Source organism: Methanomassiliicoccales archaeon (genome assembly GCA_013415695.1).
Taxonomy (GTDB): Archaea; Thermoplasmatota; Thermoplasmata; order Methanomassiliicoccales; family JAAEEP01; genus JAAEEP01.
Genome location: JAAEEP010000004.1, coordinates 65735 through 79432 on the forward strand (window position 1 = coordinate 65735; position 13698 = coordinate 79432).

13 protein-coding genes are annotated in these 13698 nt (G+C 51.4%); 5 read left to right on the plus strand and 8 right to left on the minus strand.

Features of this window, described 5'->3' with window-relative positions:
• Positions 1-12: 12 nt before the first annotated feature.
• From cbiS to GKC03_03125, 6 genes are read right to left on the minus strand one after another with little or no spacing between them, the layout of a single operon-like run.
• Positions 13-1128 carry a bifunctional adenosylcobinamide hydrolase/alpha-ribazole phosphatase CbiS gene (gene cbiS, locus GKC03_03100; protein NYT11525.1) on the minus strand — a complete coding sequence of 372 codons (1116 nt, stop codon included), beginning with the start codon at positions 1126-1128 and terminating at the stop codon, positions 13-15.
• A gap of 12 nt (positions 1129-1140) precedes the next feature.
• The gene (locus tag GKC03_03105) at positions 1141-2127 is read right to left on the minus strand and encodes a cobalamin biosynthesis protein (GenBank protein NYT11526.1); all 987 of its coding nucleotides are present in this window, start codon (positions 2125-2127) and stop codon (positions 1141-1143) included.
• Positions 2128-2145: 18 nt separating this feature from the next.
• Positions 2146-3258 (minus strand): histidinol-phosphate aminotransferase family protein, encoded by a 1113-nt coding sequence (locus GKC03_03110; GenBank protein ID NYT11527.1) that lies wholly within the window; start codon positions 3256-3258, stop codon positions 2146-2148.
• Between the two features lie 13 nt (positions 3259-3271).
• Positions 3272-4078 (minus strand): ABC transporter ATP-binding protein, encoded by an 807-nt coding sequence (locus GKC03_03115; GenBank protein ID NYT11528.1) that lies wholly within the window; start codon positions 4076-4078, stop codon positions 3272-3274.
• Positions 4068-5111 carry an iron ABC transporter permease gene (locus GKC03_03120; GenBank protein ID NYT11529.1) on the minus strand — a complete coding sequence of 348 codons (1044 nt, stop codon included), beginning with the start codon at positions 5109-5111 and terminating at the stop codon, positions 4068-4070. Before GKC03_03120 ends, GKC03_03115 begins: the two co-directional genes overlap by 11 nt.
• 14 nt (positions 5112-5125) lie before the next feature.
• Positions 5126-6202, minus strand: a complete 1077-nt coding sequence (locus GKC03_03125) for an ABC transporter substrate-binding protein (GenBank protein ID NYT11530.1) — start codon at positions 6200-6202, stop codon at positions 5126-5128.
• Between the two features lie 245 nt (positions 6203-6447).
• Here GKC03_03125 and dcd point away from each other — a divergent pair, with 245 nt between their 5' ends.
• The gene (gene dcd, locus GKC03_03130; GenBank protein ID NYT11531.1) at positions 6448-6945 is read left to right on the plus strand and encodes a dCTP deaminase; all 498 of its coding nucleotides are present in this window, start codon (positions 6448-6450) and stop codon (positions 6943-6945) included.
• Here the strand turns inward: dcd and GKC03_03135 are convergent.
• Positions 6917-7945 carry a class I SAM-dependent methyltransferase family protein gene (locus tag GKC03_03135; protein NYT11532.1) on the minus strand — a complete coding sequence of 343 codons (1029 nt, stop codon included), beginning with the start codon at positions 7943-7945 and terminating at the stop codon, positions 6917-6919. The genes dcd and GKC03_03135 overlap by 29 nt on opposite strands.
• Before the next feature lie 9 nt (positions 7946-7954).
• Here GKC03_03135 and dph5 point away from each other — a divergent pair, with 9 nt between their 5' ends.
• Together dph5 and GKC03_03145 are read left to right on the plus strand one after the other, a co-directional pair.
• Complete coding sequence (dph5, locus tag GKC03_03140) at positions 7955-8746, plus strand: diphthine synthase (protein NYT11533.1); 792 nt, start codon at positions 7955-7957, stop codon at positions 8744-8746.
• A gap of 69 nt (positions 8747-8815) precedes the next feature.
• Positions 8816-10585, plus strand: coding sequence for a cation:proton antiporter (locus tag GKC03_03145; GenBank protein NYT11534.1), 1770 nt, complete (start codon positions 8816-8818; stop codon positions 10583-10585).
• A gap of 1 nt (position 10586) precedes the next feature.
• Here GKC03_03145 and GKC03_03150 read toward each other — a convergent pair whose 3' ends face one another.
• Entirely contained in the window at positions 10587-11576 is a 990-nt protein-coding gene (locus GKC03_03150) for a hypothetical protein (GenBank protein ID NYT11535.1), read from the minus strand.
• Positions 11577-11706: 130 nt separating this feature from the next.
• Between GKC03_03150 and GKC03_03155 the strand changes: the two genes are divergently transcribed.
• Both GKC03_03155 and GKC03_03160 read left to right on the plus strand, forming a co-directional pair.
• A complete protein-coding gene (locus tag GKC03_03155; GenBank protein ID NYT11536.1) occupies positions 11707-11898 on the plus strand; it encodes a hypothetical protein in 192 nt (63 codons plus the stop codon).
• A 125-nt stretch (positions 11899-12023) separates the two neighbouring features.
• Complete coding sequence (locus tag GKC03_03160) at positions 12024-13562, plus strand: ATP-binding protein (protein ID NYT11537.1); 1539 nt, start codon at positions 12024-12026, stop codon at positions 13560-13562.
• Positions 13563-13698 lie beyond the last annotated feature (136 nt).

Consider the following 13698-nt stretch of genomic DNA (forward strand, 5'->3'; position numbering starts at 1 on the left):
CATTTCCTATGCCTATTTTCCTCCCTCCAGCAACCTTGTGTAGATATCTGACATAATTCCGCCGATCAGTGCGGCAACGACGTCGTCGAGGAAAGGCGGAAGCTCGGCCAGTATCCCTGGTTTCTTCCTATCATACCGTGTATATTCAAAGAGCCCCTTGGTACCGGATATGTACTGGGCCAGTGCCATGGCTATCATCTCATCCGCCAGCAGGTGAACCGGATCCTCAAGGTACTGAGCTCTTGGAAGGCCGTACAATCTCCCGGCCTCCCCCCTCTCATCCAGTGCGATGGCGCTGAGTATCAAAGCGTTGACGTTTATATCATCCCTCAACGCATTGATCCTTGACTCAAACATCTCCTTCAATTTCGCGATGTCCCAATCCGGGTTGGGATAGTAGAGAGCCTGGGCTGCATCCCACATATCCTCAAATGTCACTCCCCTCTCTTCCAACCTCATCACGTAATCTGTCGGCCTGGGACCGTCACCATTCTTCGTGAGACACTCTAAAACCGCTTTCTTGGTGGCTCTTGCCAGGGCTATACCAACATTCGTGGCGGTACCCGCGTACTTGAAAGTCGATCCTTCCGGGCAGGCCACCATCACCGCGTCACTTGTCGTTCCGGTAGCCCGGGCTCCAAGTTCCTGAATGGCCGAGGTCTTGGCCTCGGTGATGGGAATGAAGGCGTTTGCCATCCCGGAATCCTCCAAGGGGATGTTGACAATGGCAAGGATGTTGATGGTTCCCGCCTTGAAACTGTCCGACAGGGTGTACATGGGAAGCATCTCTCCGGCCACAACCGCATTGCTGAGGCCAGCGGTGGCTACCACGGCCGCCTCAGCACCGTCCTTCTCCTCTTTAGAGACGCTGAAGACCTTCTTGACATGAGCCGCTGTCATGAATCCCACCGCCTCTTTCCCGAGTCCAAGCTGCTCGCAAACTCTCTCCAGCCTTCTCTCCGGAGCATCGTCGGTGTAGTTCGTGGGAACCTGCATGATCACAGCGGCTTCCGCAGTGGAGAGACCGCCTCCAACTATGGCGGAGCTCAATGTTCTCATCTTGAAAGGAAAGCGCACGACGACGACATCACCGCCATCGATCGCATGAAATTCAACCTTTACGTCCATTATCGGTTCCTCCTAGAATGGTGAAAGCAGTATATTCTCGATCAATATCTGAACATGTATTCCGATCAGTATGAAGAGGGGAAGGGCGAACACGAAGAAGAAGATTAGTGCCGTGAGCCTAACTACCCTATAGGTTTCCATTATCATCTCGGGGTTCTGAGGTAAATTCCCTTCCCCCAACAGGTAGTTGCCTTTTTTCTCCATCTGGAATCGAAGTCCTCCCGCAACCGCAGACATGGGCCAGCCCTTGTTGGGGCTCTTGGTCCGCACATGATCCCTTCGGGCCGCTCTCCATCCAGTATGCCAATCGTTTCCCGTTAGCTTTAGTGCTAGAAGGATGAATGGTATGGAAAGGCGAGCAGGAATGAAATGCAGGACATCGTCAAACTTCGCAGAAAACCATCCAACCTCCTTGTTTCTTTCATTCTCGTAGCCCACCATGGCATCCAGAGTGTTCACCGCCCTTAGTCCCACGGCTGCTGGAACGCCCCCGAAAGCCATGAAGAACATTGGAGAGATTATGCTGTCGACCAGATTCTCGGCCACGGTCTCGGAGGCGCATGAGATAAGATGCGGAGCATCGAGTTCACTAACATCGCGGCTCACCACCATTCTCGCACTGTTCCTCGCACCTTCCAGATCTCCAGCCTCAAGTGCACTCTGGATCGGCTTGACATGAACGGAGAGCGAGTGTATGGCAAACATCAACTTGAGAACGATCATGCACAGCACTGCCCAGAGAATCGCGCTAAGGAATAACCGCACCGCCCCGAGAACTACCGTGAAGAGCAGTACGAAAACAATGATAGTAATAAAGGCCAGTAGAACGCCATAAGCCCTCTCACCCTTACTCCCTCGGGGTATTCTGTTATCGATTGCCCTGATAAATAACCCCATCCAAGCCACCGGGTGAAACCTGTTCGATGGTTCACCGAAGGCCAGATCAAGGGCGAGAGCGCCAAGAGCGATGATGATCCCGTAAATGACAATATCGTTCATTGTTCTCACCCATCGAACTCAGCTCTCCAACACCCTCTTGAAAGCAGAGAGGAAGACGTCGTTCTTTTCCCTGGTCCTGACCGAGAAGCGGGTATAATTCTCGCAATCATTGCCGAAGGAGGTGCAATCCCTTACCAAGATTCCCTGCTTCAGCATTTGGTCTTTGAACTCGACCGAAGTGAAGCCAATGTCCTTAAGTGAGGAAAAGAAGAAGAAAGAATCTGGTACCGAGGCCGTTGACATCCCCATTGTCTTGAGCGCCTCGGACATCCTTCTTTTCTCGCCATCTATGATCTTGCTTGCCTCAGTCACATGAGAATAGTGGTCCCTGACACAGGAGGCTGCTACCCTCTGTTCGATTCCTCCCATGTTCCATGATAGCCGAGCCTTCTCGAGCTGAGCGATTACACCTAGGCTTCCGATGCCATAGCCCACCCTGAGCCCAGGGAACCCAAAGGACTTCGTGAGGGAGTTGATGATGAACATGTTACTATGAGATTCGACCTCACCTGCACAGGTATGATTTTGACTCCCCTCCACAAGCTCCAGAAGACACTCGTCCAGGAAAAGAAGCGCATTCCTCTTCTCCAGCTCCTCCGCGAGCTCGAGAATTTTCTTCTTTGATTCCAACCTACCGGTTGGATTGTTGGGGTTGCAAAGGTAGACAGCCTTCAGACCTTTGTCCAGCTTGCTGAGGATCTCGTCATAATTCACCCTGAAGTCATTATTCCCGATTAAATGGAAGTTCTTGATGCTGGCGCCCATCAGCCTGCATCCAAAGGCGTACTCGGAGAAACCGGGCTTGGGGATAAGTACCTCGTCGCCTGGAGAGATAAATACCTCCGGGAAGAGCCTGATGAGCTCTGAGGATCCCGCTCCAGCGATCACGCAGTCGATGGGCACCTTATAATGATCGGACAGGGCTTCCCTGAACTCCAGGGAGTAATCATCGGGATAGTGGTCCACCTCCTGCACATATTCCGCAATCAATTCGCCCAGACATGGTAGCGGACCGAGAGGGTTCAGGTTCGAACTGAAGTCCTCGATCTCGCCCAGTTTCCAGGCGGTCCCCCCGTGAAATGGTTTCTGAAGTGACAGTATCTCCTTTCTGACTATTAAGCTTGGATCCATGATATCAACTGTTTCAGTTCAGTGATTTCACTGTGTTATTGGGAACGACGAATATGCTACCGTTATTCCTGATGACATCCGCCTCCACACCGTAAACATCCCTGATCAGGTCTTCGGTGATCACTTCTTTGGGATCGCCAAAGGCCACAATCTCTCCCTTGCTGAGGATGATCACCTTGTCGCAGTACTTGGCCAGGAGATTGATGTCATGAGACGCCACAATGATTGAGATACCATTTGCTAGCAGGGAGCGGAGATGCTCCATTGATTCCAATTTGTATTTGAGATCCAGATGGGCAGATGGCTCATCCACCAACATGACTTTGGGTGTCTGCACCACTGCCTTCGCAAGGAGCGCTCGCTGCCTCTCACCGCTGCTGATCTCGTTCATCTTTCGATCCTTGAGGTGTTGGACCTGGAAGTCAGAGAGTGCTTTCATAACCATTTCCTCGTCTTCCTCTTTCTCCCACCATAATCCCTGGACGTAGGGGTAGCGGCCCATGAAGACCAGGTCCTGAACGGTCATATTGAAGTCGTCGGGAAACTCCGTCGGCACGTTCGCGCAGATCTGGGCCATTTCTGAGAGCTTCATCTTGCTTACCTCATGACCATTGACCATTATGCATCCCGCTTTGGGCTTCAGGATGCCGTTGATGCATCGAAGGAGCGTGCTTTTACCAGAGCCATTGGGACCGATGAGGCCAATGAATTGACCTCGCTTCCCCTCAATGGTCAATCCCTTGAGGGCTTCGACGCTGCCATAGGAGAATTTTACTCCCTCGATCTTGATCATGACTGAATTGCCATTCTCACCCGACATATTCCTTCCCCCTCCGTATCATGAGATATGCAAAGAACGGAGCCCCGATCAGGGATATTATTGCACCGACTGGAAGCTCCAAAGGCCTTGCAGCCACTCTGGCCACAATATCGGCCAGGAGTAAGATGTTTGCGCCCATGAGCATGGACATGGGCAACAGGATCCTGTGGTCGCTCCCCACTATCAACCTCGAGGTGTGGGGAACGATGAGCCCAAGGAACATTATGATGCCAGTGAATGCAACGCTGAACGCCGTCAGAATCGATGCCAATATCATGCACAGGCGCTTGAAATTGCGGACATTGAGACCCAGCTGTCGTGCCTGTTCGTCGCCCAGTAGAATAAGGTTCAGTTCCCTTGCATACAATCCTATTCCAATGGTCAGGGCAAGCACGGGTATCAGTATTATCCAGACATTGGTCCAGGACACTCCCGTGAAGCTTCCGTAAAGCCAGAACAGAATCCCATGAACGTCGTCTCCGGCGAACAGTAGAATCATTGTAGTGAACGCGGATAACCCTAGACCGACCACCACTCCTGCCAGGACGTAGGTTATGGGTCGTCCCCCTGCGGACTCCGCTAGCAGGATGGTGCAAGCAAAGGCTCCGATCGCTCCGATGAATGCCGCTATCGGAACAGTGAATGTCAAGGAGCCGAAGAATGTTATTCCTGATGACATGGCGATGGCCGCGGCAAGTCCTGCACCAGATGATATTCCAGTAATGTATGGGTCCACAAGCGGATTCCTTATCACCGCCTGAAGGACCACTCCCGCTACTGAAAGGCCTATCCCCACTCCAATGACGCCCAGTCCCCGGGGGAGCCGTAGGTTGTAAACAATGCTCTCGAGGGGGGTCAGGTCCTGACCGCCTTTCGCAATCGCACTGAACAGCGCGTCCATTACCTCGAAGAACCCGTATTCCACCGCTCCTACTGAAAGGTAAGCGATGAAGAAAATAAAAAGGGCGACGATTCCGATGATAGAGATCACTACTAGTCTCAATCGTCTCTGTTCGATTATGGAATCGGCCATTTATACACCAGTTCTCAGACATATCCGACGCTGCCCTGCACTTCTAGAGTCGTCGAAACTGATCCCGATGTCTGGGAGGGTATGTAATCCACATAGTCAGCGCCTATCACGTTGGGCACTGTAACACCGAAATCATCTGGGAAGAGTATTACTGCAAGCAGTTCGACTGCATCGACCACCCTTACCGACTGTCGGTTGAAGATGTCCTCGCCATCGCCATAGAGTATGTAGACCTTGCCATTCTGAACAGCTGGTATCTGGTTCCATAGTGGATCATCCTCGAGTGACTGGATGATTTCCTCAGGAGTGGACATCATCATGGTCGCGGTTATCGTGATGACCTCTGGCTGACTGTCGATGATCTGCTCCATGCTGACCGTTGGCCATCCGTTCATGTATGCGAAGATGTTCTCCCCACCCGCTAGTGTGATGACCTCCGAGGCGAAGGTGGCGCCACCACAGGTGTAGACTGGCTCAAGCCAAACAGCATGCAGCATTTTTACCGGATCATGCCCGCTGATGGTACTCTCAACGAAATCGACCCTATCCTTCATGGACTGTATCAGGTCTGATGCGGCTTTCATTCTATCGCAAATCTCACCCAAGATCTCAATGTTCTGGTATATCTCAGTGAGGTTCTCTCCTTTCCAGGCCACAAAGGCTTTGATGCCCATGTTCCCAAGTTGCCCGGCGATAGTTGCGTGAGAGGCAACCCCTCCGTCGAGCACCACGAGATCAGGTTCAAGGTTGATTATGATCTCAAGATTTGGGTCCCAATAGCCCCCAACAGAGGTCACGGTTCCATTCTCCTTCATACTGAGCACCTCGGTTGGCCAGTTGCAGTATTCTGTGATGCCAATAACCTTGTCACCTAGTCCAAGAGCAAAGATCATCTCGGTGTTTCCTGGTGCGGCGGAGATTATCCTCTCTGGAACCTCCTCGAAAGTGATCTCCCTCCCAAGCGCATCTGTGACTGGAATTGGATATTCTGTTCTAATCTCCTTTGGTGAAAAGAGAACCATGTAGCTTACGGAGATAAGCACGATTCCCAGTATCACGACGAGGATCATTGACTTCGTTACTGACTTCAATCGGTTTCCTCCCTGGAATCAATTTCCTAGGTTTTGGGTAATCCATCCAGCTGTGGATTGGAGTACATTGGATTATACATCCAATTGGGGTCCAATCTAGAGTTGGATGAATTATCCAACTGATAGTCTAATGGACTCGATATATAAATCTTTTTTCAGAATTGCTCGACCAATCCCGAAGGATTCTGAAGGATCGATCGCAATTCCAGAAAGTAAGTTCTAGGAGGACCACCATTCCACCTAAGATGTGCATCATACCAGACCACGAAATTCTATCAAGGATGGAAAGCGGAAATCTAAGAATTGAGGATTTCAATGAGCAATCGCTTACCCCCAATGGTTACGACCTTCGGATATCAGAGATATCCATTCCTTCAACGGATGAGCTTTTTGGTGAGGGGAAGGTTGCCATTCCATCCATGACCCGATTCTTCGTTTCCACGATAGAGTATGTGGCACTACCAAATGACGTCAGTGCCCAGCTCTGGCTTAGGACCTCTTGGATAAGGAAGGGGATAGTAGCGGGTTTGGGCAAGGTGGATGCAGGTTTCCAGGGTACCCTTACATTCTCGGGATTCAACTTCTCGGATTCGCCCATCGAAATCGACATCGGGGACAGGTTTGTCCAGATCGTCTTTGAGAAGTTGTGCTCCATACCTACTCTTCCCTATGATAAAAGGAGCGGACATTATCAGGGGCAGCGGGGAATCACCCTCAAACCGGTGAACAAGGTCGATGAATGAGCACTAGATCGGCGGAGTAAACGCTCATTGTGGGTGAGTAGGTCTTCAGCTCTTCTAATCGCATCAGGTCAAGATCGATTCCCTTCCCCTTAAGTTCTGAGACTAGATCTCCCACGAATCCGTCTATCGCTTCCCTTTCACAGATCGTGTAGAAATGGATGATGCCCATTGGATTGAGATTCATGGAGGCGATCTCCAGGAATTCATGCGCGGAATGGGGTAGGTTCATAATGATCCTGTCTGCGGGAGGCAGACTTCCAATAAGCTCCCTGGCATCTCCAAGCAAAGGATTCACGCCTTTGACCTTGTTAATTACTATGTTCTCCTTCATGAGCGCTACTGCTTCTGGGTTCATGTCGATCCCATGGATCTCTCGGGCAGAAGCGTACTTGGCGATCATTATGGAGAAGGGTCCTACGCCTGCGAACATGTCAATGACGGTCTCCCCTCTCCCAACGAGGGATGATATTCTCCATCTCTCGCTTGCCAACCTTGGGTTGAAGTATACCTTGGAGACGTCCACCTTGAAATGCAGACCGAACTCTGTGTGCATAGTGATTGTAGAAGGTCCACCGCTGATGATCTCGATCTCTCTGACCCTGAACTCACCCTGAACTCCCTTGTCCATTGCGACCGTTCTCAATCTTGACAGCGCCTCCCGCATCGCATCCCCAATATTCCGCCTGAATGGTAACAACTCGTCAACCAGGCGGACTATTGCTATGTCCCCCACAACATCATAGGATGTTGGTAAGAGCCCTGCCAGGTCACTTGGTACCTTGACCAGCCTACGATAGTCGGTCTCAAGGACATCGCGCTCCTCAAAGTCCGCGAGCATCAGATCCATTTCCCCCATAGCCTCTGGATCGTTGACAGGAAGTAGAAGGTATTCTCCCTCACCCCTAATCTTAAGAGAAATGTCTAGGAGGCTTGCTTCTAAAAGCTTTTTACGAGCCGATTCCCCTTCTCCTCTCGGTATCTTCACACACCATGAACGCACGGTGGTATCATGGGCGAATTGATATTTGTCGGTTTAGGGCTAGGCGGACCAAAGGACATGAGCAGGCGCGCCTTCGAACATATAAGGGAAGCGGACGAGGTATTTGCCGAGTTCTACACCTCTTCGCTGATAGACTGTACTGTCCAAGATCTGGAAGAAGAGCTGGGGAGAACCATCATTGTATTGGAGAGAAAGGAGGTCGAGGAGGAGGATCGCATAGTGGAGGCCGCCAGGAAAGAAAAGGTGGCGTTCATCACTGCGGGGGATACCATGGCCGCCACCACCCATGTAGAAATTAGGTTGAGAGCGGAGGAGTTTGGAATACCAACCACACTTATACATGGAGTTTCCATCTTCACGGCCGCGGCATCCGCCCTGGGTCTCCAGCCATACAAGTTCGGTAGGACAGTGACCCTACCCCTTCCTGAGCCGGGATACTTTCCCACCAGCCCCTATGACAATATTGTGGAGAACAAGGAAAGAGGTCTGCACACCCTATTGCTCCTGGACATCAGGCGGGACGAAAATAGGTACATGAGCTCCATGGAGGCAGTAGAATGGTTGATGGAGGCTGAGGGCAAAGTAGGGAAGGGACTGATCCACGAGAAAACGTTGATTTGCGCTGCGGCTAGGGTAGGTTCCTCAAGCGAGAAAGTGGCGGCTGGATACCCCAATCGGATGTTGAAACTGGACATGGGACCCCCGCTTCACTGCCTCGTGATACCTGGCAAGCTCCACTTCATGGAAGCGAAGTTCCTGGTAAGCTTCGCCTCAGCCCCAGGAGATATTGTTAAGGACTGAAATCCGATAGGTCCAAATCAAAGAATCACGCTATTGTCGAACTTGAATTCTTGATTGCGGAGGTATAGTTTGGCTGAGATCGGGATGGACTTCATCGTCGACATAACGGTGATAATGATAGTGGTCGGCATCGCAGCCCTGGTTCTACCCCGTCTGAAATACCCTCCGGCCATCGGATATCTACTGGGAGGACTCATACTAGGGGCTGGGATTGTACCCTTCCTTACGGTGAGGGATCCAGATTCTGTGTCGTTCTTTGCCGACCTGGGCATCATACTCCTCATGTTTTCTCTGGGACTGGAGTTCAACCTTAAGCGGCTCAGAAAGATCGGGCTGTTCGCGGCCGTGGCAGGCACGATCGAGATAACCATAATGATGGCTATCGGTTACTCCCTCGGTTCACTGCTCGGATGGGGGACGATCGAATCGTTCCTTCTGGGATCGGTCATGGCCATCAGCTCGACCGCGCTCATCACAAAAATGCTTATGGACCGGGGGACTCTGGGAAGTGACTGCGGCAGCGCGGTGATTGGGATGCTCATCATCGAGGACTTCTTCGTGATCATCGTTCTCGCGCTGATCTCGCCAATGACTAGCGATGCGTCGTTGGATATCTTTCCGGTGATCGAGATCGCCCTCAGAGTGGTACTGTTCATCGCTGTTGGACTGGCCTTGGGACTGATGGTAGTCCCAAAGGCTATCGACCGCATTTGCATGGAATTCAGGGAGGAGACGGTGCTCCTTGTCTCTTTGGGACTCTGCTTCAGCATGGTGCTGTTATCGATCGCGGTCGAACTGTCGGTGGCCATAGGGGCATTCATCATGGGCATCATAATCTCCCAGGCAAAATCAGCTGAGATGGTGGCATCCAAGGTGCGACCCATCAACATACTCTTCGTGGCAATATTCTTCGTCTCCATGGGAATGATCATAGATCCGACCACTCTGGGAGAGAGCATTCCCACGGCGGTTCTCATCGCGGTCGTCTTCATCGCGGGAAGCATCTTCGCTGTAACCTTTGCCGCTTACGTGGCTAACAGAAGTGCCGAGAACTCTCTATTGGCTGGCTTGAGCATGGTCACCATGGGAGAGTTTTCCATAATAATCGCCAAGGTCGGCCTGGATACAGGCATCATTGAGGGGAGCTTCTATTCCTCTGTTCTCGCAGCGACGCTCATGACCATGCTGGTATATCCCCTTATACAATGGCGTTCCCCCAAGATCATCCAGTCGATCAAATCACGACTGCCGCTCTCGATTAAATCCGTCATCATCAACATCGAGGATATGAGGGCGATAACCAGGAAGAGGATCTCGAGCTCATCCGCCAAGAGCGCGGAGGTAAAACACGAGATCGGTATGATTTTCATCGATGTCATAGTCTTGGTGGTCATCGTGATAGGGGCCAACCTTATCTACAGCCTGAGGAACCTTCCACCGCTGTCGGGAATCGACCAAGGTCTCCTGGCAATCGTTCTCCTGATGGTCACATTGATACTGCTGGCCGCTCCCATCGTCAGCATGGTCAGCTATTTGAGGAGGATCACTGATATCTTCACTACCTGGACGGTTGAATCGGAGGAATGTAGCGAAGGTGATCCCAGGATAATTCACAAGGTCTTCGCAAGTATAATTTCCGCCATAGCTGGAATGATCATATTGTTCCTGATACTTCCATTCATCACTATGGCAGAAGGGGTCCCATGGTTCCTCCTCTTGGCACTTGTAATCCTCAGCGCAATAACGGTCTATATACTGTGGAGCACCTTCCACTCCCTTCACACCAGGGTGTGTGATGCCATAAGGGAAGGAATAAAGGAAGAAGAGGAACATGAATGAATCACGCGAATCCCAGAACCAACATGACTTTGTATTTAGCGCCAAGCTCTTTGTCGCATATGCCCGCATAATCGATTTTTGAGTATGGTATTATCTTCGCCAGCTCATCAAGCACCCTGCGAACAGCCTCCTCCTCCACCTCGCCCGAGGAGATGATCACAAGTGCGGACATTACGCGATCCTTCTCAAAGTCGAACCAGGGAGATGTAATGGCTTCTTCAAGGGCCCTCAATTCACCGTACTCTCCGGACCCGGTGCCCACCCCAAGACGGCAGGAGTTGGAACGATTGAAATTCCTTCTCACCAATTCAAGGTCCCCAACCGTGAGCACCTTCTCGAGTTCCAACAATGGCACCATCATTATCCGATTCATGACGTTGAATGCCTTTCCCAGTGGAAGGTTGGGGACCATCTTGAGCAGATGGTTGTTGGGATAGGTTATTGTGATATCCGAGGCTTCGCACATCTTCGTCAGAGAGCAGTCGGCCACGCAACGACGATCCTTTCCCTCAACAGAAAAGGGAAGGGCCACATTGGAGACACACAAACCTGCTCTCTTTTTGCAGATATCGGCAACCACAGGGGCAATGTAACTACCTGTGTCACCCCCTAGACCTGCGAAGATGAAGGCGATGTCCGTTTCACCTACAGCACTCTCCAACCACTCCTTAAATTCGTACTTGATGGACCTAACGGTCTTGAAGGAAGTCTCCTTCATGAAATCTATATGCTCCGCGGTGACGAGGACTCGTGATTCAAGCCTGATGGCCCTGGTATCCTCCATCGCAGTGCAGACCGCTATGTTATTGAATGGGGAATCGGCGATGGCATTGCATCCGGCTCCTCCCACACCGATGACCTTGATGCTAGGCTTTCTCTTGGGTTCCTCCTCTCCCATCATGTGGAACTCGGGCCCACACATCTTGAACTGCCCTGGACCCGTGCAATGTGACTGTTTGAAGAATGGCGAGGAGACGACCCTTCTTGACACATCGGGTCAAACCCGATTTGGATTATTAAGGATTGGCCCATGGGAATCCAAAGCTGAACTCAACTTCTTAAAAAATGGTTGGCCAGACATGATTAAGTACTAGGGGCCTGTAATTTAGGAATCGATCGAAATGCACAACGATTCTGAGGAGCGCCCCACGGGCTGCTATTTCGACATGTACGGTGCGGAGAAGGAGATGTTGGACAACCTCACATGTCGCAACTGTCCTCTACCAGCGATGGTCTGCGATTTCAAATCCTGGCCTCTCCTAGAGGATATGGCAAAGAGGATCATGAAGATCGAAGTCGCTTCCGACCCTTGATCCGTCCTCATTCTTTTTTTATTTCTCATGGTGACTCAGTTTCAGTCCACACCGGGAAACGATTTTAAACCGTAGATCGATTGGTCCGTAGCTCCATAACCTAACGGGGGAACACTTTAATGCACATGGGCCGAGTAGTGGGGAACAGGGTTCTAGAGACCAACTTCAGAGCGGGTTGCGATGAACCTCTTCAGGTTGGCGAGATGCTCATCGTGGATGACGATGGGAATGGAACGAAGTACCTCATTAGGGTAATGGACATCGAGTACGGAGCCGACGCCGAGCGAGATGACTGGATGAAAAAGGAGGCCGGAGATCTCCTGGCGAAGGACACCGAAGGTCAGGGAGATCCTTCTCTCTTTCATGACAGACTATACCGTTTGGGTGTATGCGTTCCCCTGGGCTACATCGAGGGGGAGATCTTCAGGAAGACGAAAAGCCTGCCTTCCCATTTCTCAAAGGTCAGAAGGGCGACGAAGGATGATTACCTATTCCTGGAGCGTTTCCTTGGAGACATAGAGGTTGGCAATCTTCGATCTGGAGACAGCGTCCTGGATTTCCCGGTAGGAATAGCCGGACGGGCGATTCCCCACCATATAGGGATATTCGCCACAACCGGAATGGGCAAGAGCAATCTGATGAAGAACCTGGCCCTCTCCTGCATGCGTTTGAAAACATACGGCTTTCTGATCATGGACCCTCATGGCGAGTACTATGACGGAGGTGAGAAGGGCAAGATGGGGCTTTCTCAGGCTAGAATGAGGAATTCGCTGGAGGTCTTCAGCTCACGGCCTTTGGACGGCCCTTACAACTCTCTTCGCATAGCTGCAAGGGAGATCGAGATCGCCGACCTGCAGAACCTCTACGAGTTCACGCAACCCCAACTGGAGTGCCTGCAAGCGGCACAGTTCAGGTATGGTGAGTCATGGTTGGTCGACCTTGACGATAAGGGGGTCCCTGAGATCTCGGAGGACCTGTCGGGGCGGTTCCACGAAGGTACCATAAACGTCATCAAGAGAAGGCTGGAAAGCATATTCCAGTTCGGGCTCATCACCACCGATCCCAAACTCTCGATTACAAAGCACATAATTGATTGCCTGCACTGCGGAAAGGTTGTACTGGTGGATACCTCAAACATGTTCGAGGCTGAGGAACTCCTGATATCCACCGTACTATCCAGGGCCGTCTTCGAGAGGAACAAGTCGATGTACTCCGACAAGGGAGCCTTTGACCGTATACCCCCAGTGCTGATCGCCATGGAGGAAGCCCAGCGGGTGTTGTCCGAGGCAAAGGGATCGGTTTTCGCGCAGATCGCCAGAGAGGGTAGGAAGTTCAAGGTGGGTCTGTGCGCGGTATCGCAGCAGCCCAAGCTGATAGAGGAAGAGATCATCTCCCAGTTCAACACGCTTTTCATCCTGGGACTCGCCGATAAAAGGGACAGGAGCATCCTAAGAGATTCCGCGAAGCAGGACGTATCCCGACTCGATAACGAGATACAGATGCTGATGCCTGGAGAGGCGCTGATAGCCTCGCCCTTCACGCCTTTCGCCGTACCGGTCAAGGTCCATCTCTACGAGGAGCGGCTTGAGAAAGAGCTATCTTCATCGAAGACCAATGGCAATGAGGAGAACAAAAAATCAGAGAAGGACTTCCGCTTCTTCTAAGGGTCAAAGGATTTTCAGCATGAGCTGTAAGATGCGGGACGGTGAGATCTAGGAAGAGAAAGGCATTCTCAGGGGTAGTTTCAAAGGGGTCTTGATAACCATATTAGAAAGAATTGACATTAGGGATTGAGGGATC